Annotated in this window: 19 protein-coding genes and 1 tRNA gene; 13 read left to right on the forward strand and 7 right to left on the reverse strand. The window is 69.9% G+C overall.

The features are described from left to right. Positions 1 to 62 precede the first annotated feature (62 nt). From N788_RS00360 to N788_RS00370, 3 genes are all read right to left on the reverse strand, one after another. On the reverse strand, positions 63 to 1,406 hold the full coding sequence (locus tag N788_RS00360; protein ID WP_034219860.1) for a DUF3999 family protein: 1,344 nt from the start codon (positions 1,404 to 1,406) through the stop codon (positions 63 to 65). A gap of 4 nt (positions 1,407 to 1,410) precedes the next feature. Then, positions 1,411 to 4,164, reverse strand: a complete 2,754-nt coding sequence (locus N788_RS00365) for a DUF2339 domain-containing protein (protein ID WP_051924191.1) — start codon at positions 4,162 to 4,164, stop codon at positions 1,411 to 1,413. 96 nt (positions 4,165 to 4,260) lie between these two features. Beyond that, positions 4,261 to 4,337, reverse strand: a tRNA-Pro gene (locus N788_RS00370). 129 nt (positions 4,338 to 4,466) lie between these two features. On the opposite strand from N788_RS00370, the gene hisS reads away from it, so the two are divergent. Further along, positions 4,467 to 5,855, forward strand: coding sequence for a histidine--tRNA ligase (hisS, locus tag N788_RS00375; RefSeq protein ID WP_034219861.1), 1,389 nt, complete (start codon positions 4,467 to 4,469; stop codon positions 5,853 to 5,855). 1 nt (position 5,856) lies between these two features. Then, the gene (locus N788_RS00380; RefSeq protein WP_034219862.1) at positions 5,857 to 7,755 is read left to right on the forward strand and encodes an HAL/PAL/TAL family ammonia-lyase; all 1,899 of its coding nucleotides are present in this window, start codon (positions 5,857 to 5,859) and stop codon (positions 7,753 to 7,755) included. 76 nt (positions 7,756 to 7,831) lie between these two features. Here the strand turns inward: N788_RS00380 and N788_RS00385 are convergent, their stop codons facing one another. Beyond that, positions 7,832 to 9,643 (reverse strand): sensor domain-containing diguanylate cyclase, encoded by a 1,812-nt coding sequence (locus tag N788_RS00385; RefSeq protein ID WP_160171895.1) that lies wholly within the window; start codon positions 9,641 to 9,643, stop codon positions 7,832 to 7,834. A gap of 118 nt (positions 9,644 to 9,761) precedes the next feature. Between N788_RS00385 and N788_RS00390 the strand changes: the two genes are divergently transcribed. From N788_RS00390 to N788_RS00435, 10 genes are read left to right on the forward strand one after another with little or no spacing between them, the layout of a single operon-like run. Continuing rightward, positions 9,762 to 10,088 (forward strand): YerC/YecD family TrpR-related protein, encoded by a 327-nt coding sequence (locus N788_RS00390; protein ID WP_034219867.1) that lies wholly within the window; start codon positions 9,762 to 9,764, stop codon positions 10,086 to 10,088. A gap of 29 nt (positions 10,089 to 10,117) precedes the next feature. Continuing rightward, positions 10,118 to 11,017: an ATP phosphoribosyltransferase gene (gene hisG, locus N788_RS00395; RefSeq protein WP_034219869.1), complete on the forward strand. Its 900-nt coding sequence runs from the start codon at positions 10,118 to 10,120 to the stop codon at positions 11,015 to 11,017. Then, on the forward strand, positions 11,014 to 12,312 hold the full coding sequence (gene hisD, locus N788_RS00400; RefSeq protein WP_034219871.1) for a histidinol dehydrogenase: 1,299 nt from the start codon (positions 11,014 to 11,016) through the stop codon (positions 12,310 to 12,312). Before hisG ends, hisD begins: the two co-directional genes overlap by 4 nt. Continuing rightward, the gene (hisC, locus tag N788_RS00405) at positions 12,309 to 13,391 is read left to right on the forward strand and encodes a histidinol-phosphate transaminase (RefSeq protein ID WP_034219874.1); all 1,083 of its coding nucleotides are present in this window, start codon (positions 12,309 to 12,311) and stop codon (positions 13,389 to 13,391) included. The genes hisD and hisC overlap by 4 nt, the downstream gene beginning before the upstream one ends. After that, positions 13,388 to 14,476: a bifunctional histidinol-phosphatase/imidazoleglycerol-phosphate dehydratase HisB gene (gene hisB / locus N788_RS00410; RefSeq protein WP_034219876.1), complete on the forward strand. Its 1,089-nt coding sequence runs from the start codon at positions 13,388 to 13,390 to the stop codon at positions 14,474 to 14,476. Before hisC ends, hisB begins: the two co-directional genes overlap by 4 nt. Then, positions 14,473 to 15,069, forward strand: a complete 597-nt coding sequence (gene hisH / locus N788_RS00415) for an imidazole glycerol phosphate synthase subunit HisH (protein ID WP_034219879.1) — start codon at positions 14,473 to 14,475, stop codon at positions 15,067 to 15,069. The genes hisB and hisH overlap by 4 nt, the downstream gene beginning before the upstream one ends. Continuing rightward, complete coding sequence (gene hisA / locus N788_RS00420) at positions 15,069 to 15,818, forward strand: 1-(5-phosphoribosyl)-5-[(5-phosphoribosylamino)methylideneamino]imidazole-4-carboxamide isomerase (protein ID WP_034219881.1); 750 nt, start codon at positions 15,069 to 15,071, stop codon at positions 15,816 to 15,818. The genes hisH and hisA overlap by 1 nt, the downstream gene beginning before the upstream one ends. Continuing rightward, entirely contained in the window at positions 15,812 to 16,588 is a 777-nt protein-coding gene (hisF, locus tag N788_RS00425; protein WP_034219884.1) for an imidazole glycerol phosphate synthase subunit HisF, read from the forward strand. The genes hisA and hisF overlap by 7 nt, the downstream gene beginning before the upstream one ends. Continuing rightward, positions 16,578 to 17,192, forward strand: coding sequence for a bifunctional phosphoribosyl-AMP cyclohydrolase/phosphoribosyl-ATP diphosphatase HisIE (gene hisIE, locus N788_RS00430; RefSeq protein WP_034219885.1), 615 nt, complete (start codon positions 16,578 to 16,580; stop codon positions 17,190 to 17,192). Before hisF ends, hisIE begins: the two co-directional genes overlap by 11 nt. Before the next feature lie 43 nt (positions 17,193 to 17,235). Then, positions 17,236 to 18,807 (forward strand): calcineurin-like phosphoesterase C-terminal domain-containing protein, encoded by a 1,572-nt coding sequence (locus tag N788_RS00435; RefSeq protein WP_034219887.1) that lies wholly within the window; start codon positions 17,236 to 17,238, stop codon positions 18,805 to 18,807. On the opposite strand, the gene mtnC is transcribed toward N788_RS00435, so the two are convergent. Genes mtnC through N788_RS00450 form a run of 3 tightly spaced genes read right to left on the reverse strand, consistent with a single transcriptional unit; the run spans position 18,804 to position 20,679 of the window. After that, complete coding sequence (gene mtnC, locus N788_RS00440; RefSeq protein WP_034219889.1) at positions 18,804 to 19,493, reverse strand: acireductone synthase; 690 nt, start codon at positions 19,491 to 19,493, stop codon at positions 18,804 to 18,806. The two genes, N788_RS00435 and mtnC, sit on opposite strands and share 4 nt — an antisense overlap. Continuing rightward, positions 19,490 to 20,047: a 1,2-dihydroxy-3-keto-5-methylthiopentene dioxygenase gene (locus tag N788_RS00445; RefSeq protein ID WP_034219890.1), complete on the reverse strand. Its 558-nt coding sequence runs from the start codon at positions 20,045 to 20,047 to the stop codon at positions 19,490 to 19,492. Before N788_RS00445 ends, mtnC begins: the two co-directional genes overlap by 4 nt. After that, a complete protein-coding gene (locus N788_RS00450) occupies positions 20,044 to 20,679 on the reverse strand; it encodes a methylthioribulose 1-phosphate dehydratase (protein ID WP_034219892.1) in 636 nt (211 codons plus the stop codon). The genes N788_RS00445 and N788_RS00450 overlap by 4 nt, the downstream gene beginning before the upstream one ends. Positions 20,680 to 20,801: 122 nt before the next feature. On the opposite strand from N788_RS00450, the gene N788_RS00455 reads away from it, so the two are divergent. Then, positions 20,802 to 21,122, forward strand: a complete 321-nt coding sequence (locus tag N788_RS00455; RefSeq protein ID WP_034219894.1) for a high-potential iron-sulfur protein — start codon at positions 20,802 to 20,804, stop codon at positions 21,120 to 21,122. Positions 21,123 to 21,145: the final 23 nt, after the last annotated feature.

The following is a 21,145-nucleotide window of genomic DNA, read 5'->3' on the forward strand; positions in this document are numbered from 1 at the left end:
CTCGACTCGGTGCCTGCATTCTTCCAGACATACTCAAGGCACGGCGAACCGCTGCGCCGAGGCTAGTCGGCCTTGGGGTGCCTGAGTACCTTCAGGGACACCGCCAGCACCAGGGCTGCACCCACACCCAGTACCGCCCACAGCAACCACCGCTGCCAGTCCTGGCCCCGCTTCGGCGCCAGGGCCGCTTCACCGCCGGCTTCCATCCGGATGCCCAACGTCGCGGGCGCGGGCGGGGTGCTGGAGGCTTCCAGTGCGGCCTTCACCGGGTAGTCGGCACGCTCGGCGCGCAGGCTGCCCGCGGCCAGCGTGTACGGGCCGGGGCCCTGGGCCAACAGCACGAAACGCTCGGGGCGGTAGCTCAGCAGCAGCTTGGGCGCCTTGGTGAGCGCGGGCTGGGTGGTGAGGCGCCACTCGCGGTCGCGGCGGCTGTCGATGTCGGGTGGCAGGTGCCGGACTTCGTCGCTGCCGCTGCCCAGGCGGAAGGCGGCGAAGTTGGCGACCGGACGCCACCAGTCTTCGCCGGGATTCTTCGAACCGATCTGGGTGGCGGCGACGGTGTTGGCGTCGGCCAGTTGGATGTCGGCGCGGGCCACGGCGACGGGGCCGGGGGACATGAAGTCGTAGACGCCCGGCTGCTGGGTGTAGGCGGTGCCGGTGAGTTCGAGTTCGATCCACGCGCGGTCGTCGCCGCTCTCGACACGACGTTCGGCGGACAGCGACGCCAGCGCCGGCCAGTTGCCGTCGCCTTCGATCGCCAGGCGCAGGTAGCGGGCGTCGGTGGCGGGGAATTCCAGCTGCAGGCGCTCGATGCGCAGGCCGTTGTCGTCCAGGGCGACCAGGGGCATGCCGCTGCCCAGGCGCTGCCAGTCGGCCAGGTCGTCGGAGGCGCTCAGGCGGACTCGCAGGTTCACCGGCAGCTCGGCGGTTTCGGCCAGGGCCACGTGCAGCACGGACACCGGCGGCGGCTCGTCGCCGCGGTCGATCAGCAGGTCGTGGCGTTCGTCGGGGACCGGCGCATCTTCCTGGGTGCGCAGGTCGAGGCCGCGCAGGCGGCCGCTGGCGTCGCGCTCCAGGCGCAGGGCCAGGCTTTCGGGCTGCCCGGCGGCAGGCAGGGGCACGCGCAGCCAGGGCACCGGGTCGCGCTTGGCCTCTTCAAGTTTCTTCGGCGGCCATGGCGCGAAGGCCACGGGTTCCCCATTGGCATTGAAGACGGCCAGGTCGCGCAGGTCGTTGCGGGTGACGTATTGCAGCACCTCGGCATCGAGCTCGAGCACGTAGGCCGATGCCTCGCCTTCGGTCTGGATGGGCCATTGCCAGGCGTAGTCCTGGGCGGTGTCGGCCGCGCCTGCGGCGGCGGCGAACAGGGAAGCCAGTGCGGCGGTAGTCAGGATGGAAAGGCGCATGCGCTTACTCCGAACGGGGTGGGGTGGGGGCGATGCGGCCAACGACGATCAGCAGCAGGCCCACGACCACGAAGGACACGATGCCGGCGATGTTGCCGACGAACTGGCGATCCACGACCAGCAGCTTGAGCAGCACCACGCCGAGCAGGCCAGCGCCCAGCCACCACAGTGCGCGATCGCCCCGGCGCGAGCCCAGGATCCAGACGGTCACGCCGGCCACGCACCAGGCCACGGTCAGGCTGGCCTGCGCCAGCGTCTCGCCCAGCAGGTCGGCCGACCAGGGCAGGTCGGCCAGCTGGTGGCAGGCACGCAGCACGCCCATGGAAAGCGTGAACAAGGCCGCGCCCGCCCAGGCCAGCCAGCCCAGCCGGTGCACGTCGCTGTGCGAACGCAGGAATTGCGCCGCGGTCACCAGTCCCAGCAGCAGGAACAGTTCCAGCGGGTTGAGCACCGGCAACCAGGGCAGGGGCGAGCTGTCACCCGCCAGGAAGTGGCCAAACAGCCAGCCCATGGCCAGACCGAACCCGGCCATCGCCAGCCAGGCGCTCCGCCAGCGCGGGAACTCACCCGCGACCGGCCAGCCGCCGATGTCGGGGCGTTTCCAGGCCAGCACGAACAGCACCGCCAGCGGCGCCAGCACCGCCGGCAACAACCAGCCGTCGGCCAGTCCTTCCCTGTCGCCAAGCACGCGCACCAGGGTGATGCCACCGGCCATCGCGACGGTGCTCAGCCAGGCCAGGTGGGCGAGGATCAGACCGAACGAGCGCGGCGCGCGCAGGGCCCGCAGCGTCAGCAGGGCGCCTGCCAGCAGCGGCCACCACAGCAGCAGCGGCCAGTCGAACAGCGTCGTGTCGTAATGGTCCTGCGAGAACAGCGACAGCGGCAGCAGCATCACCACCGAGGCGGCGACCGGCCAGGACAGGCGCGGCCAGACCATCGGCTTGCGCAGGGCGGCGGCCAGCGCGGCGGTCAGCAGGCAGAAGCCGGCGTAATACAACGCATCGAACTGGGGCGAGAGGTTGACCGCGATCTCGCGCACGCCCAACAGTACCCAGAAGCCCAGGCCGACCAGGAACAGCAGGATCTGCAGCACCCGCGACGCGCCGGCGCGCATGTAGAAGAACGATGCGCCCAGCCAGCCCAGGGCCAGCAGGCCCAGGTTCATGGCGTGGCCGTTGATCACGAAGCGGTCCGCCCGGTCGAAGCTCGATCCCAGGTTCCAATCAACGAGGCTGACCACCCACGCACCGCAGGCCAGCACCAGCAGCACCAGGCCGGACCAGCGCGTCAGGCGCCGGCCCTGGCGCAGGCCCAGCCAGACCATGCCCAGGCCCTGCAGGGCCCAGGCCGCGGACGTCCAGCGTGCGTTGAGCGCCAGCGGGATCGCCAGCGTGGCGAACACCACGCCCATGCCGGCGGCGCTTTGCGCCAGGTCGCGCAGGCGGGCATTGCGCGTGGCCCATAGCGCCAGCCCGGCGAAGATGGCGGCCACAACCACCGCGCTGGTGGCCAGGCCGAAACGGTCGCCTTCGAGCAGGCCCACCTGCATCGGGAAGGCCAGCAGCGGCGTACCGAACAGCAAGGTGCCGTCGACCTTGCCGTTCCTGCGGCGGCCCGCCAGCGCGTACAGCACCGGGATGGCGACGTAGAACAGGAAGAACAGCACCAGGAACGGTTCGACGGTCGCGAACAGCTCGGGCCGGTAGTACTTCGCGCCCCAGACGCCCCCGATGGCGAAGGTGAAGACAAAGCCCACCAGGTTCAGCGCCCGCCAGGGTTTTTTCCAGGCAATGGCGAACACCGCGGCGTTGAGCACGGCGTAATAGCTGAAGAGCGCCACGTGGTTGCCGGTGCCGGTGGACAGCAGCACCGGCGCCAGGTAACCGCCGATGAAACCCAGCACGGCCAGGGCCGGCGCGTCCTGTTTCACCGCCAGCACGCTGGCGCCAGCGACCAGGATCACCACCATCGCGAAGGCCGGCATGGCAGCCAGCACCTCGTAACGTCGGAAGGCCGCGAACACCACCAGCAGCAGGATGCCGATGGCACCGCCCTGCAGGCTCAGGCCGAAGGCCGGGCGCTCGGCGGCGTTGCGCAGGCCCCAGATCAGCAGGGCGATGGCGGCCGCGGCGATGCCCGCCAGGCGCAGCTCGATCGGCACCACCAGCCAGCCGGCGTCGGCGGCGTACTTGATGCCCGCGGCGACGCCGAACATCAGCACCAGCACGCCCAGCTTCACCGGCACGTTGCCTTCGAACAGCCAGGCCTTGGCGGCCAGCACGGCACGGGTGAGGGGGTCGGGTTCGGCCGGTTCGGCCGGAGCTTCGACGCGTGGGGCCGGCGCGGTCGCGGCGACGGCGCGGGCGGCTGCGGGTCCGGGCTGGCCGGGGATCGGCGGCGGCTGGCGCACGCCGGAAGCCGGGGCGGGCGCTGGCGTCGTTTCGATGGGGGCGGTGGACGTCGGTCCGGGGCCGGGCGAAACCGCCGGGGCATCCACTTCAGGGCGGGTGCCCGTGCTCGAGGCTTCCGCTTCAGGCATGGCGGCCGGGGCGGGGCGGGCCTGGGCAGTGGCCGCCGCGGTCTGGCCACGCAGCGCGGCCATCTGTTGTTCGAGCTGGCCCAGGCGGCTACGCAGGCGGAGCAGGGCGCCAAACAGCGCGCCGAGACCAGCGCCGGCCAGGAACCCGAAGAACATGCGGCTTTCGTCGGCGACCAGGGCGCCCAGCAGCGCGCCAATGAAACCCAGGATCCAGCTCATCCGTTTCCCCGACGGTGTGGTTGCGGGGAGTGTAGCGGAGGTGTGAAGGCAGCCGGCAAACAAAAAGGCCGCACGAGGCGGCCTTTTGGGTTCGATTGGTCGGGGAGACAGGATTTGAACCTGCGACTTCTACGTCCCGAACGTAGCGCTCTACCAGGCTGAGCTACACCCCGAGGGATCGAGCCGGCAATTCTAGGGACTCGGGCCCGATTCGGCAAGCCCGACGTGCCGGGTGGGTCCGGCGGGGCGCGCCCGGCGGGCCGCAGCCGCTAGAATGCGGCGGTTCGCCCAGGAGTGCCGTCTTGATCAAGCCCCGCACCACGCCCGGGGTCATGGAGCTGCTGCCCCGTGACCAGATTGCCTTCCAGCGCATGCTGGACGTCATCCGCCGCAACTATGAACGTTTCGGCTTCCTGCCGGTGGAAACGCCGGTGTTCGAGCTGTCCGAAGTGCTGCTGACCAAGACCGGCGGCGAGACCGAGCGCCAGGTCTATTTCGTGCAGTCCACGGGCGCCCTGGCCAATGCCGCCGAAAGCGACGGCAGCCAGCCCGAACTGGCGTTGCGCTTCGACCTCACCGTGCCCCTGGCCCGCTACGTCGCCCAGCACGAACACGACCTGGCCTTCCCGTTCCGGCGCTACCAGATCCAGCGCGTCTACCGCGGTGAACGCGCCCAGCGCGGCCGCTTCCGCGAGTTCTACCAGTGCGACATCGACGTCATTGGCAAGGACACGCTCAGCGTGCGCCACGACGCCGAGATGCCCGCCGTCATCCACGCCGTGTTCTCGGAGCTGGGCGTCGGCGAGTTCACCATCCAGCTCAACAACCGCAAGCTCCTGCGTGGTTTCTTCGAAGGCCTGGGCATCGCCGAAGGCGAACGCCAGGCGCTGGTGCTGCGCGAGATCGACAAGCTCGACAAGCGGGGCGCGGACGCCGTGCGCGCGACACTGGTCGGTCCGGATTTCGGCCTGGCCGACAATGTCGCCGACAGGATCATGGCCTTCGTGCAGGTGCGCTCGAACTCGCACGCCGACGCGCTGGCGCGGCTGGACGCACTGGGCAGCGGCAACACCACGCTGGCCGAAGGCGTGGCCGAGCTGCGGGAGGTCATCGGGCTGCTCAAGGCCCAGGGCGTGCCCGAGACCGACTACGCGGTGAACTTCTCGATCGCCCGTGGCCTGGACTACTACACCGGCACCGTCTACGAAACGACCCTGGACGCGCACCCGCAGATCGGCTCGGTCTGCTCCGGTGGCCGCTACGAGAACCTGGCCAGCTCCTATACGAAGTCCCGGCTCCCCGGCGTCGGCATTTCCATCGGCGCCACGCGCCTGTTTTTCCAGCTGCGCGAGGCCGGCATCCTGTCCACGGCGGAAAGTTCGGTGGACGTCATGGTCGGCCTGATGGACGAAGCCCGCCTGGCCGATTCGCTCGACATCGCCCGCCAGCTGCGCGGCGCCGGCATCAATGCCGAAGTGCAGATGGAAGCCAAGAAGCTGGCCAAGCAGTTCCAGTACGCCGACAAGGCCGGCATCCGGTTCGTTGTGCTGTACGGCGAGGATGAAGCCGCGCGCAACGTGGTCACGGTCAAGGACCTGCGCGCCAAGGAACAGTTCGAAGTCGCCCGCGACGACCTGGCCAGGACCTTGCGGGTTGAAATCGAACAGCAGCGCGCCATGGGAGGCGTCTGACATGAAGCCCATCACCCTCGACGGCCGCAGCCTCAACCGCGCCCAGGTGGCCGAGATCGCGCACGGCGCGCCGGTCACGCTCGACGCCGGCCAGATGAAGGCGGTGCAGCGCGCCGCCGACTTCCTGGCCGACCAGGTCAAGAAGCAGGAGCCGATCTACGGCGTGTCCACCGGCTTCGGCTCCAACGCCGACAAGCTGCTGGGCTCGCGTCGCGTGCGCCAGGGCATGCCCGGCGCGGTGGAGACCGGCGAAACCGTGCTGCAGGAATTGCAGCGCAACCTCATCGTCACCCATGCCGTTTGCGTGGGCGAACCGTTCGCGCCCGATGTCGTGCGCGCCATGCTGGCGATCCGCATCAACACCCTGATGATGGGCCACTCGGGCATCCGCCCGCAGGTCCTGGAAGCGCTGGCGGCCATGCTCAACGCCGGCATCGTGCCGGTGGTGCCGCGCAAGGGCAGCGTCGGCGCCAGCGGCGACCTGGCACCGCTGTCGCACCTGGCCATCGTGCTGCTCGGCGGCGGCGAAGCCTTCTACGACGGCCAGCGGCTGCCCGGTGCCGAGGCCCTGGAACGCGCCGGCCTGCAGCCGGTGACGCTGTCGCACAAGGAAGGCCTGGCGCTGAACAACGGCACCGCCCAGATGCTGGCCACCGCCGTGCTGGCGATCGAAAAGCTCGAGGACCTGCTCGACACCGCTGATCTCGCCGGCGCCATGACGCTCGACGCCTTCGCCGGCCGCCTGCGCGCCTTCGACCCGCACGTGCACGCACTGCGCCCGCATCCGGGCCAGGTGCACGTGGCCAGGCAGCTCCAGCGACTGCTGGCCGGCTCGACCCTGTCCGACATCGCCTACCACCTGGTGCCGAAATTCCGTTCCTGGCAGCCCGAGAGCTGGCAGGACGAAGAGCAACAGGCCCTGGGCTTCGACATCGGCTGGGACTGGGTGCCGCTCACCCAGCGCCATGGCCGCGAACGCTTCTACCAGCGGTTCCGGCCCTTCCGGGGCGGCAAGAAGCACCAGCCGCAGGACAGCTACTCGCTGCGCTGCATCCCGCAGGTGCATGGCGCCGTGCGGGACGCGCTGGAACAGGCCAAGCGCGTGATCGACATCGAGCTCAATGCCGTCACCGACAATCCGCTGCTGTTCCCGGGGCTGGAAGGCGCCAGGGAGATCGAAGACCAGGTGGTCTCGGCCGGCCACTTCCACGGAATGCCGCTGGCGCTGGCGATGAGCTACCTCAAGGCCGCCATCCCGGTGCTGGCCTCGATCTCCGAGCGGCGCCTGAACAAGCTGGTGGATCCGGCCACCAACGATGGCCTGCCGGCCTTCCTGATCGGCAACGAAGATGGCACCGAAAGCGGCTTCATGATCGTGCAGTACACCGCCGCCGCGCTGGTGAACGACCTGTGCAGCCGCGCCCACCCGGCCAGCGTGTATTCGGTGCCGACCAGCGCCAACGCCGAGGACCACGTATCCATGGGTGCCAACGAAGGCCGCCACGTGCTGGAGATGGTGGAGGACCTGGCGCATGTGCTGGCGCTGGAGCTCTACACCGCCGCCCAGGCCCTGGATTACCGCCGCGACATGATCAACGCCGCCCGCGCCCTGGCGCGCGCCGCCGACGCCGAGGGACTGGCGGCGAAGGTGCAGGGTGCGCCGCTGCCCGGCCATGCCGACCGGGTGCCGTTCCTGGAGGAAGTCGAAGGCCTGCGCCGCGAGCTGGCCGAGTCGGCCGAGTTCGAACCCGGTGTCGCCGTACGTGCCGCCTGGGCCGCGCTTCGCGAGGCGATTCCGTTCATGCCGCGAGACCGGGCGATGGACGGTGACGTCAACGTCGCCGTCGAACTGGTTCGCCGCGGCACCCTGCTGCGCGCCGCGCGCCAGGCCCTGGACTGACCGTGTACCCCTGTGGGAGGGACTTCAGTCCCGAAGCCTTTCGGGACTGAAGTCCCTCCCACAGGGCGGCTGCGAACTACCCGGTGACGTCTTCGGCCGCGTGCACGCAGTTGCGGCCGCGGTCCTTGGCCGCGTACAAGGCATCGTCGGCGCGGAGCAGGGCGTCGTCCACGCCCAGGCCATTGCCCGGGCGCAGCACGAACACGCCGATGCTGGCGCTGATGCCGATGTTGCTGCCGGCGTAACGAACCGGCTCGCTGCAAATGCGCACCCGCAGCTGTTCCGCCAGGTGCAGCAGGCGGTCGCCGGCCATGTCCGGCACGACGGCGACGAACTCCTCGCCGCCGAAACGCGCGATCACCGCGCCGTGCACCGACAGGCTGTCGGTGAGGCAGCGGCCCATCCAGCGCAGGCATTCGTCGCCGGCCAGGTGGCCATGGGTGTCGTTGACACCCTTGAAGTGGTCCAGGTCGATGAGCAGGACACCCAGCGGCTGCCGGTGCTCGGCGGCGTGGTGCATCTGGTGTTCGAACAGGTCGCGGAAATGCCGGCGGTTGAACAGCCCGGTCAGGGCATCGCGGCGGTTGGATTCACGCAGGCGCTGGTTGGCTTCGGCCAGCTGCTCAAGGGCCGTGCTCAGTTCGGACGTGCGCCGGGCGACGTGGCGTTCGAGCTGTTCGTTGTGCTCGCGCACCAGCACCTCGTTTTCCCCGCGCAGCTTGGCGTAGCGGTAGGCCAGCGCGAACGAGAGCAGGATCATCTCCAGCGCCGAACCGATCTGGATGCCGTATTCGGTGAGGAAGTTCTTGGGCAGCAGCCCGAAGGAGACCGACGCGTAGAGCGCGGTGCCGAACAGCAAACAGCCCCAGGCCAGCAGGAAAACCTTGGCCGGCGCATAACCCCGGCGCAGGGAGATCAGCGCCAGCGCCAGGATGAACAGGGCGCCCGGGAAGACGGCCAGGGTCATCGGCAGCACGACCGCGCGGTAGGGCAGGACGAAGGAGCCCAGGCCCATCAGGAGGTAGAAGGCCATGACCCCCAGGGACACCCGGTTGGCCCAGGGAATGCGCTCGGGAAGTTCCAGGAAGACGCGGCAGAACTGGTGCATCGCGACCTGCGAAATCGCCATCGACAGCGGGATCGAGTGGTTGGCCAGCCACGGTGAATTGGGCCAGAAGTACTCGAAGGACAGGCCGTTCAGGCACAGCACTACCAGGCCGAAACCCGCGACGTGGAACATGTACCAGAAGTGGCTGGCATCGCGCAGCGACAGCCACAGCACCAGGTTGTAGCAAAACAGCGCCACCAGGATGCCGTAGAACAATCCGATGCCGAACTGGGTGTCGCGTTCGCGCTCGGCGAAGGCGGTTGGCGTGTACAGCACCAGCGGCACCTGCATCGAGCTGCGGCTCTGCACCCGCATCAGCAATTCCACCCGGCTGCGCTGGGGCAGGTCGAGCCAGAAGTTCGGCTGCCGGTAACTGATGCTGCGCGCCGAAAAGGGCAGGTTGTCGCCCGAGGCCATGTGCTCGACCCGGCCGTCCGGGTAGCGCAGGTACAGGTCGATGTTGTCGAGCAGCGGGTAGTGCAGCACCAGCAGCCAGCGTCGCAAGCTGGGGTGCGCGTTGAAGACTTCGGCGTGGAACCAGTAGGCGCCCTCGGTGAAGCCGAACGCGTCGCTGCCGCCGGGCAGGGGCGCGAACTCGCCGCGCCCGGCGCGGGCAAACATGGCCGTGGCGTCGGCGCGGCCGTCGGGGTCGACGAAATAGCCCAGGTGGGGCGTCAGGGGGAGCTGGTCGGAGTATTCGTCCAGTTGCGCTGGCTGGGCCTGGGCCATCGAGGCCATGGCGACCAGCAGCAACGCCAGGAACACCGATATTGGACGCATAGCCGCCGAATTCCCCCGAGTCGGCCCAACTCTAGACCGCGTGCGCAGGGATGACCAGCCGAACCGACCCGCAAAAGGCGCTTGACAATGTAATAGCGCGTTATTACATTGGCCGCCCATGAAGCGCCGCGATCCCGCCACCCGCCCCGACAACGCCGACCTCGACGCCCTGGTCGCGGCTTTGCTGAGCCTGCGGGCACCGGCCGAGCTGCGGGCCTTCCTCGAGGACCTGTGCACGCCCGCCGAACTCGAGGCCCTGGCCGACCGCTGGCGGGTCATCCCGTTGCTGCAGCAGGCGGTTCCCTACCGCGAGATCCACGAGCGCACGGGCGTCAGCGTCACCACCATCGGCCGCGTCGCCCGCTGCCTCGAGCGCGGCGCCGGCGGCTACCGCCTCGCCGCCGAACGCCACGCCGACACCCTGCCGCACGACGCGGCGCACTGAATTCCCCTTTTACCGACCCGGAGGGCGTCATGAGGACGCACGACCGCCTGCGCATTGCCATCCAGAAATCCGGACGCCTGTCCGACCCCGCCCGCGACCTGCTCGCGCGCGCCGGCCTGGCGTTCCGGGAAAGCCGCGACCGGCTGTTCTGTTATGGCGAATCCCTGCCCATCGACCTGCTGCTGGTGCGCGATGACGACATCCCCGGCCTGATCGCCGAAGGCACCTGCGACCTGGGCGTGGTCGGCCAGAACGTGCTCGAGGAGCAGGCGCTCGAACGCGCCGCCAGCGGCCAGCCGGAGGCCTACCGCGCCATCCGCGAGCTGGGTTTCGGTCGCTGCCGGCTTTCGGTGGCCGTGCCCAATGACTGGGACTGGCCCGGCCCCGGACGCCTGGCTGGCCTGCGCATCGCCACCAGCTATCCGCAGCTGCTGGCGCGCTGGCTGGCGGCACAGGGCGTGGCGGCCGATCCGGTGGTGCTGTCGGGCTCGGTGGAAATCGCGCCGCGCCTGGGCAAGGCCGAGGCCATCTGCGACCTGGTGTCCACCGGCGCCACCCTGATGGCCAACCAGCTCAAGGAAGCCGCCAAGGTGTTCGAGAGCCAGGCCGTGCTGGCCGCGCCGGCCCAGCCCTTCGGCGATGCCCGCGCCGAACTGGCGGCGATGCTGCTGCGCCGCCTTGACGCGGTCCTGAGCGTGCGCGCGAGCAAGCTGGTCCTGTTCCAGGCCGCGCGCGACGCGGTGCCGGGCCTGATCGAACTGCTGCCCGACGCCGAACCGCCCACCGTGATGGCCATCGAGGGCCAGCGCGACCAGGTCGCCCTGCAGGCCCTTTGCCGCAGCGCCATGACCTGGCAGCGGCTGGAAGACATGAAGCGCGCCGGGGCCACGGGCCTGCTGGTGCTGCCCGTGGAGCAGATGCTGGCATGAAGCGACTGGACTGGACATCGATGGGCCCCCAGGCCCGGGAGCGCGCCCTGGCACGCCCCGGTGGCAGCGAGCAGGGCGAACTGGAAACCGCGGTGCGCCGCGTCTTCGGCCAGGTGCGTGAAGACGGCGACGGCGCCCTGCGGGCGCTGACCCGCCGCTTCGACGGCGTCGAGCTGGCTCAGTTCGCGGTGGACGACTACGAATTCGCCCACGCCGAAGCGTCCCTGGACCCGGCGCTGCGCGCTGCCATGGTCGAAACCATCGCCCGCCTCGAAACCTGGCACCGCGCCGGCATGGGCGCGGGCTTCGAGGTGGACACCGCTCCCGGCGTCGCCTGCGGGCGGATGCTGCGGCCGATAGCGCGGGTCGGGCTGTACGTGCCGGCCGGCTCGGCGCCGCTTCCGTCCACCGCGCTGATGCTGGGCGTGCCGGCGGCGCTGGCGGGTTGTCCGCAGGTGGTGCTGTGCACGCCGCCACGCGCCGACGGCCGCGCCGACCCGGCGGTGCTGGTGGCGGCGAAGCTGTGCGGCATCGACCAGGTCTTCAAGCTCGGCGGCGCCCAGGCGATCGCCGCGATGTCGCTGGGCACCGACTCGGTGCCACGCTGCGACAAGCTGTTCGGACCGGGCAACCGCTACGTCACCGCCGCCAAGCAGCACGCGGCGATGATGGCCGGCGGCCCGGCCATCGACATGCCCGCCGGCCCGTCGGAAGTGCTGGTGATCGCCGATGCCGGCGCACCGCCGGTGCACGTCGCCGCCGACCTGCTGTCGCAGGCTGAACACGGGCCGGATTCGCAGGTGATCCTGGCCACCAACTCGGCGGCGCTGATCGATGCGGTTGACCACGAGGTCCGCAGCCAGCTGATGGCACTGCCGCGCCGCGAGATTGCCGGCCAGGCCCTGCAGCACGCCCGCCTGTGCCTGGTCGCGAACCTGGACGAAGCCTTCGCGCTGTCGAACGACTACGCCCCCGAACACCTCATCCTGGCCCTGCGCGAACCGCGGGCCTGGCTCGACAAGGTCGAAAGCGCCGGTTCGGTCTTCCTGGGCGATTACGCGCCAGAAGGCCTGGGTGACTACTGCTCGGGCACCAACCACGTGCTGCCCACCCACGGCGCCGCGCGTGCCTGGAGCGGCGTCAGCGTCGCGAGCTTCCAGAAGGCGATCAGCTACCAGGAAGTCAGCCGGGAAGGCCTGGCCGCCATCGGCCCGGCGGCGGTGACGATGGCGCGTGCTGAGGGCCTGGAAGCCCATGCGCAGTCGGTGCTCCGGCGCCTGGAGGCGTCGGCATGAGCGCGCTGCTCGAGCTGGTTCGCGAAGACCTGCGGGCGTTCGCCGGTTATGCCTCGGCGCGCCGCAGCGGCAGCAACGGCAGCATCTGGCTCAATGCCAATGAAAGCGCCTGGCGCAATCCCGCCGACGGCGGCCTGGGCGTGAACCGCTACCCCGAGCCCCAGCCCGAGGCGCTTCGCAGCCGGCTGGCATCGCTGTACGGCGTGCGCGCCGAGCAGGTGCTGGTCGGCCGCGGCAGCGACGAAGCCATCGACCTGCTGGTCCGCGCCCTGTGCCGGCCGGGCCAGGACGCAGTGGTGATCGCGCCGCCGGTGTTCGGCATGTACGCGGTCAGTGCCCGCCTGCAGGGCGCGCCGCTGGTGGACGTGCCGCTGCGCGACGGCGGCAACGGCTTCGAGGCCGACCTCGACGCCATCGCCAGTGCGGCCATCGCCCACGGCGCCAAGCTGGTCTTCATCTGTTCGCCGGCCAATCCGACCGGGCAGTCCATTGCCGCCGGCGACCTGCGCGACCTGGCACGGCGACTGGCCGGGCGGGCCCTGGTGGTCGTCGATGAAGCCTACGGGGAATACAGCGACCAGCCCTCGCTCGCCCGCGACATCGACGCGCAGCCCAACCTGGCCGTGCTTCGCACCCTGTCCAAGGCGCACGCGCTCGCGGCGGCACGCATCGGCTGCCTGCTGGCCGACGCCAGCCTGGTGCAGGTGCTGCGCAACTGCCAGGCGCCGTACCCGCTGCCGTCGCCCTGCGTGCAGCTGGCCCTGGCCGGCCTGTCGGAACCCGCGCTCGCCCTGACCCGCCAGCACGTGCAGACGGTGCGCGGCGAGCGCGAACGCCTGCGCGCGGAGCTGGCCGCGTGCCCCGGCGTGCGCCGGGTCTACCCTTCGCAGGGTAATTACCTGCTGGTGCGTTTTGAAGATGCCAGCCTGGCCTTCGCGCGCCTGCTGGCGGCCGGCGTGGTGGTGCGCGACATGCGCGCCTCGCCGCAGCTGGGCGACGCGCTGCGCATCAGCATCGGCAAGGCCGAGGAAAACGATGCGGTGCTGTCGGCGCTGCGGACGGGGAGGGCGGCGGCATGAGTGGCCAGCGCATCCTGTTCGTCGACCGCGACGGCACGATCATCGAGGAGCCGCCCGATTACCAGGTCGACGCCCTGGACAAGGTCCGCTTCGTCGAAGGCGTCATCCCGGCCATGCTGCAGCTGCGCGACGCCGGCTGGCAGTTCGTCATGGTGACCAACCAGGACGGGCTGGGCACGGCGTCCTTCCCGCGCGAACAGTTCGAGGCGCCGCAGGCGCTGGTGCTGCAGGTGCTTGGATCGCAGGGCATCGTCTTCCGCGACATCCTGGTGGACGAGAGCTTCGAACACGAGAACAAGCCCACCCGCAAGCCGGGCCTGGGACTGCTGATGCCCTACCTGCGCGACCGCTCGATCGACCTGGAGAATTCGGCCGTGGTCGGTGACCGCGAGACCGACCTGCAGCTGGCCCGCAATCTCGGCTGCCGCGGCTTCCGCCTGGCGCCGGGCCCGGACACCTGGGCCGGCATCGCCCATGCGCTCGCCGCGGCGCCGCGTACCGCGGTGGTGGAGCGCACCACCCGGGAAACGCGCATCCGCGTCGCCGTCGACCTCGACCGGCCGGCGGAGCCGAAGGTCCGGACCGGCCTGGGCTTCTTCGACCACATGCTCGAACAGCTCGGCAAGCACGGCGGCTTCGCGCTCGACCTGCGTTGCCAGGGCGACCTGCACATCGACGAACACCACACCGTCGAGGACTGTGCCCTGGCCCTGGGCCAGGCGCTGCGCGAGGCGCTGCAGGACAAGCGCGGCGTGAGCCGGTACGGCGACTCGGTCGGCCGCGGCGCCATCACGCTGCCCATGGACGAAACCCTGGCGGGCGCGGCGGTGGACCTGTCCGGCCGGCCCTACTTCGTCTTCGAAGGCCAGTTCGGCCGTAGCGAAGTCGGTGGCCTGGCCACCGAGCTGGTGCCGCACTTCTTCCGCTCGCTCGCCGACGAGGCGCGCATCAGCCTGCACCTGCGCGTGCAGGGCGAAAACACCCACCACCAGGTGGAAGCCTGTTTCAAGGCGGTGGCACGCGCGCTGCGCAAGGCCATGCGTCGCGAAGGCCGGGAGCTGCCCAGCACCAAGGGTGTGCTGTGAAGGTCGTGCTGGTGGATGCCGGCGGCGCCAACCTCGGGTCGGTGCACTACGCGCTCGGGCGCCTGGGCATCAAAGCCCGGGTGAGCGGCGACGCGGCCGAGATCGCCGCCGCCGACCGGGTGATCCTGCCCGGCGTCGGCGCGGCCGGGCCGGGCATGGCGCGTCTGCGCGAACTGGGCCTGGTCGAAACGCTGCGCCGGCTGGACAAGCCCCTGCTCGGCATCTGCCTGGGCATGCAGCTGCTCTACGAATCGTCCGAAGAAGGCGGCGTCGATTGCTTGGGCCTGCTGCCCGGCCGCGTGCAGCGGATGCCGGCGGCGCCGGGCCTGCGCGTGCCGCACATGGGCTGGAACCGGCTGCAGCGGCGAACCGACAGCCCGCTGCTCGAAGGCATTCCCGAAGGCGCCCAGGTGTATTTCGTGCACGGCTATTGCGCGCCGGTGGACGCCAGCTGCCTCGCCAGCAGCCAGCACGGTGAGGCGTTCGCCGCCGTCGTGCAGCGCGGCCGCGTCGCCGGCGCGCAGTTCCACCCGGAACGCTCCGGTCCCTTCGGCTCCCGCCTGCTGGCCAACTTCATCGAACAGGGTTCGTGATGGACACCTTCACCGTTTATCCCGCCATCGACGTGCGCGAAGGCGCCGTGGTGCGTTTGCGCCAGGGCGACTACGGACAGGAAACCCGCTACCCGGCCGACCCGTTCGCGCTGGCGGCGCAGTACGCCCGGGCCGGCGCCCGCTGGCTGCACCTGGTCGACCTCGATGCCGCCCGCGCCGGCGGCTACACGCTGGCGCCGCTGTTGCGGCGGCTCAAGGCCGAAACGCCGCTGCAGGTGCAGACCGGCGGCGGCGTGCGCGCCGAAGCCGACGTCGATGCGCTGCTCGAAGCCGGGGCCGACCGCGTCGTGGTCGGGTCGCTGGCCGTGAAGGAACCGGGCCGCGTCGCCGCCTGGGTGGCGCGTTACGGCGCTGCGCGACTGACGCTGGCGCTCGACACGCGACGCGATGCCCAGGGCCGCTGGCGCCTGCCGGTGCACGGCTGGACCGAGGAGGGCGGCAAGGAACTCGACGTCCTGGCCGCCGCTTATGACGAAGTCGGCCTGCGCCACCTGCTGTGCACCGACATCAGCCGCGACGGCATGCTGTCGGGCCCGAACATCGACCTGTACCGCTACCTGTGCCAGCGCTTCCCGCGGCTGGCGGTGCAGGCCTCAGGCGGCGCCCGTGACCTCGCCGACGTCACCGCGGCCCGCGAGGCCGGCTGCGGCGGCATCGTGCTGGGCAAGGCCTTGCTCGACGGCAAGCTCGACCTGGGCGAAGCGCTGGCGGAGGGTGCGCCATGCTGAGCCGCCGGCTGATCCCCTGCCTGGACGTGCGCGATGGCCAGGTGGTCAAGGGCGTGCAGTTCCGTGACCACGTGGTCATGGGCGCGATCGAGGACCTGGCGCTGCGCTATCGCGACGAAGGCGCCGACGAACTGGTGTTCTACGACATCACCGCCAGCCCCCAGGGGCGCGGCGTCGATGTCGCGTGGGTGGAGCGCGTGGCCCGTTTGCTGGACATCCCGTTCTGCGTGGCCGGCGGCATCCGCGGCGTCGAACAGGCGCGGGCGGTGCTGCATGCCGGTGCCGACAAGGTGTCGGTGAACACGCCGGCGCTGGACCGCCCGGCGCTGGTGTCCGAGCTGGCCGCTGAATTTGGCGTGCAGTGCGTGGTGGTGGGCATCGACAGCCTGCGCGATGACGACGGTGAATGGCGGGTGCGCGCCTACACCGGCGACCCCGACCGGACCCAGGCGCTGCCGCGCCGCACCCTGGACTGGGTGCAGGACGTGCAGGCCCTGGGCGCGGGTGAAATCGTACTCAACTGCATGGGCGCCGACGGCGTGCGCAGTGGCTACGACATCGAACAGCTGCAGGCCGTGCGTGCCGTCTGCCACGTGCCCCTGGTGGCATCCGGGGGTGCCGGCGAGTCCGCGCACTTCGCCGCGGCGTTCGAACAAGCCGACGTCGACGCGGCCCTGGCCGCCAGCGTCTTCCACGCCGGTACCGTCCGGATCCGGGATCTGAAAGCTACGCTGCGCCAGCGCGGCATCGAGGTGCGAGATGACGCCTGAACAAATCGAGACGCTGGCTTGGGACAAGCAGCAGGGCTTGTTGCCGGTCATCGTCCAGGACGCCGACAACCAGCGCGTGCTGATGCTGGGCTACATGGACCGCGCCGCTTTGGCCGCGACCCTGGAAACCCGTCGTGTCACCTTCTACAGCCGCAGCAAACAGCGTCTGTGGATGAAGGGCGAGTCCAGCGGCGACGTACTGGATCTGGTGTCGCTGGAAGCCGATTGCGACGCCGACACGCTGCTGGTGCAGGCGCGTCCGGCCGGCCCGACCTGCCACCTGGGCCGTACCAGCTGTTTCCCGAGCGCACCCGGCGGATTCCTGCCCGAACTCGACGCCCTGGTGGCACAACGCGAACGTGAGCGCCCCGAAGGTAGCTACAGCACGCGCCTGTTTGCCGACGGCACCCGCCGCATCGCCCAGAAGGTGGGGGAAGAGGGCGTGGAAACCGCACTGGCCGCCGTCGCACAGGACGATGCCGCCTTGCTCGGCGAAGCCGCCGATCTCGCCTTCCACCTGCTGGTGTTGCTGCGTTCGCGTGGTCTGGGCTGGTCCGATGTCGAGGCCGTGCTGCGCGAACGCCACGCTGCGGCTGCAGGCTGAGGGCAGGCAGGCAATAATGCCGGCTCCCGACCTGGAGCCCGGCATGCGAGCACTTCTGGTTTTTTTGCTGGTGACCTGCGCTGCCATGCCTGAAGCGCTGCACGCGCGGGCCTGCAGGGCCGGCCTGGTTTTCGAAGACCGCGACGGGGATGGCCAGCAGGGCGAGGGCGAGCCGGGGCTGGCCGGCATCGCCGTTTCCGACGGGCAGCGGATCGTTCGTACGGACACGCTGGGCCGCTGGAAGCTGCCGCTGGCGCACGGGCCCAGCGTGTTCGTGATCAAGCCGCCCAGCCATGGGCTGCCGACCGGCGCCGACGGCCTGCCGGCGTTCTGGCGTCCCTTGCCGCGCAGGGGTGACGAGTCTGCGCCGGATGTGGATTGCGCTGCCTTCGCGCTGCGCCCCCGTGCCGCTCCGGCTCCCGAACCGCTGAAGGTTCTGTTGATGGGCGACCCGCAGCCCAAGACGCTGGTCGACGTTGTTTATTACGAGCGCGACATCGTGGCGCCGCTCGTGGTGGCCGCCGATGGCAATCCCGTCGCCGACCTCGGCCTGACCCTGGGCGACGTGGTCAGCGACGACGCCTCCCTGTATCCGCGGATGATCGAACTCACTGCGCGCCTGCGTACGCCCTGGCTGCACGCCGCGGGCAACCACGACCTGGATTTCCAGGCCATGGGCGACGTCCGTTCGCTGGACAGCTTCCATCGCCACTTCGGCCCGGACACGTTCGCCTGGGAAGAACCGCAAGCCAGCTTCATCGTGCTCGACGACGTCATCTACCAGCCCCGGGCGGGCAAGCCGTACATCGGTGGCCTGCGCAGGGAGCAGTTCTTCTTCCTCGAGGCCTACCTGGCGACGGTGCCGCGTGATCGCCGCCTGGTGCTGGTCGCGCACATTCCATTTTTCGACGAGCCTGGTCGCGAAACCTTCCGTCAATCAGACCGTGAGCGCTTGTTCGCGATGCTGGAACCGTTCGAAAACGTCCTGCTGCTCACCGCCCACGGCCACGTGCAGCGCCACTATCGCCACGGGCCAGCCGACGGCTGGCACGGCAGCGAGCCGCTGCACGAGTACAACGTGGGCGCCGCCTGCGGCGGTTACTGGAGCGGCGAAAAAGACGCCGACGGCATTCCCGACGCGCGCATGTCCGACGGCACGCCCAACGGCTACGCCCGGGCCGAATTCCGCAGTGACGGAAGTTACGGCCTGTTCTGGCAGGTCGCGCGCGGCGGCGACGCGGCCATGCACCTGCACGCGCCCCGCGTACTGCGCACCGGTTCCTACCCGGCGGCGGGCGTTTACGCCAATGTCTACATGGGCGAGGCCGACACCCGCGTTGAATTCCGCATCAACCAGGGCCCGTGGCGCCCGATGGCACGCACCGACGAGCCCGACCCGGCGCTGCGCCGCGAGAACCTGCTCGACGACGCCACCAGTATCCTGCGTGGGTACGACCGTCTGCCCGAAGCCGAGGCCACGACCCACCTGTGGCGGGCAACGCTGCCGACGGATCTGGGTGACGGGGACCACGCGGTGGAAGTGCGCGCCTTCGACCGCTGGCGCGGCGAGGTCCGCGCGTCCACGACCTATCGGCTGGTGGACGCGTCGCCCTAGGGCGTTATGGCGGTGAAATCCTCGACGCGTTGATGGCCGTGCGTGGCCTCGCCCAGGCGCGGGGCAGGGTAGTCCTGACGCCGGTCCACCAGCACGGTGTCCAGGCCGGCCTCGCGCGCGGCATCGAGTTCTTCCACGACGTCCGACAGGAACAGCACCTGCGCCGCCGGCACGCCCAGGGCTTCGACGATGCGCCGGTAGCTGGCGGCCTCGCGCTTGCCGCCCATCTCGGTGTCGAACCAATTCGAGATCATTCCCCTCAGGTCACCGGCGTCGGAGTGTCCGAAGAAGAGATGCTGAGCCGGAACCGATCCCGACGAATAAACATTGATCGAATGCCCCGCCGCATGCCAGGCCCGCAGCGCGTCCACCGCGTCCGGATACACGTGCGCCGTGAAGTCCGCCTGGCCGTAGCCGTCCTTCCAGATCATGCCTTGCAGGGCTTTGAGTGCGGTGTGCTTGCGGTCCTGGTCGATCCAGCCCTGCAGGGTCTCGACGATCATGTCGTCCTGGCACAACCCGCCGCTTTCGGCCGCGACCTGGTCGAGCCACTTGCGTACGTCCGGCTCGTGCCCGCGGGCCGCCACGAACGCCGGCAGCGCCCGCCGGGCGTAGGGAAACAGCACGTCCTTGACGAACGAGATGCTGGACGTGGTGCCTTCGATGTCGGTGAGGATGGTTTTCATCCCGCCTGGCCGGGCTCGTAGCGGGGGAAACGCCGGGCGATGTCGGTGCCGGTGAAGTGGCCGACCCAGCCATCGGCTTCGGTGAAGAAGCGGATGGCGATGAAGCTCGGCTCCGGACCCATGTCGAACCAGTGCGTGGTGCCGTCGGGCACGCCGACCAGGTCGCCGGCCTCGCAGCGGATTTCATAGACCTTGTCGTCCACGTGCAGCGAGAACAGGCCCGAGCCGGCGACGAAGAAACGCACTTCGTCTTCCTTGTGGTAGTGCTCGTCCAGGAACTTGGCGCGGGCCGCGTCCTTGGCCGGGTTGTCCGGCGAAATCGACACCACGTCGACGCTGTTGAAGCCGTTTTCGGCCACCAGGCGGTCGATGTCGGCGCGGTAGGCAGCCATCACCTCGTCCGGCGAGGCGCCGGGCTGAAGAGGCGCACTGGCCTGCCATTGTTCGAAGCGCACGCCGATGGGCGCCAGGCGGGCGGCCATTTCTTTCTGGTCTTCGGTCACCGACAGCGGGGTGGCCGGATCATCGTGCTTGAAGATCCGAAGGCGGCTCATGATTGCAGTCTCCTCAGGTCGAGTTCGCAGGACAGCAGGAATTCGAAGGCTTCCAGGTGCCGGCGGGCCTCGGCCATGTCCTTGCCCCAGGCATAGAGCCCGTGGCCATTGATCAGGTAACCCCACATCGGCTGCTGGTCGAGCAGGGTTTCGACCCACCCGGCCAGTTCGTCCATGTCCTGGGTGTTGGGCAGCACCGGTACGTCGACCGCCATCTCGTGGGTCTGGTTGCCGGCGAAGGCCTTGAGCAGTTCGTAACCCTCCAGGTGCACGTGGCCCTGGGGCGCATACAGGCGCGAGGCCACCGTCTGCACGTGGGAATGGGTGTGCAGCACGCAGCCTACGTCCGGGTAGCGGGCATAAAGCTGGGTATGGAGCAGGGTCTCCGCCGACGGGCGGTGCTCGGTGGCGACGGGCTTGCCGGCCAGGTCCACGACCATGATGTCCGAGGCCAGCAGCTTGCCCTTGTCGCGGCCGGACACGGTGATCGCGGCATGGCGATCGTCCAGGCGCATCGAGAAGTTGCTGCTGGTGGCCGGGGTCCAGCCCAGGGCGGACAATTCGCGGGTGGCGGCGACGATTTCGTCGGCCCGGTTGGCCAGTTGGGCCGGGTCGTAGGGCAGGGTGTTCATGGGGCCAAAGTTTAGCCGAAGGGGCCCCCCGTCGTCGGCTTGACCTGCATCAACACGGCATTCACCTGTCCGGCGTAAACTGCGCCCAGCCATCGGAAATCCTCCGTAGCCAAGGAGTCCCCATGAACACCCCGAACACCTCCCGCCGCGGCTTCCTGGTCAAGGCCGCCCTGTTTGCCGTCGCCGCCCCCTTCGTGGCCCCGGCCCTGGTCGGCCAGGCCTACGCCCAGGAGCTCAAGCCGCTGCCGCTGGACAACCCGCAGGCCAAGGCCCTGGCCTACGCGCTGGATGCCTCGGCCGTGAAACACCCGAGCTACAAGCCGGGCAGCAACTGCGCCAACTGCCAGTTCTTCACCGCCGCCAGCGGCGCCTGCACGCTGTTCCCGGGCTTCTCGGTGCCCGCGGCCGCCTGGTGCAGCGCCTGGGCCAAGAAGGCCGCCTGAGCCACGCCTCTCCCGGCCGTCTC

The sequence above is a fragment of the Arenimonas donghaensis DSM 18148 = HO3-R19 genome (assembly GCF_000743535.1).
GTDB classification, from domain to species: Bacteria; Pseudomonadota; Gammaproteobacteria; order Xanthomonadales; family Xanthomonadaceae; genus Arenimonas; species Arenimonas donghaensis.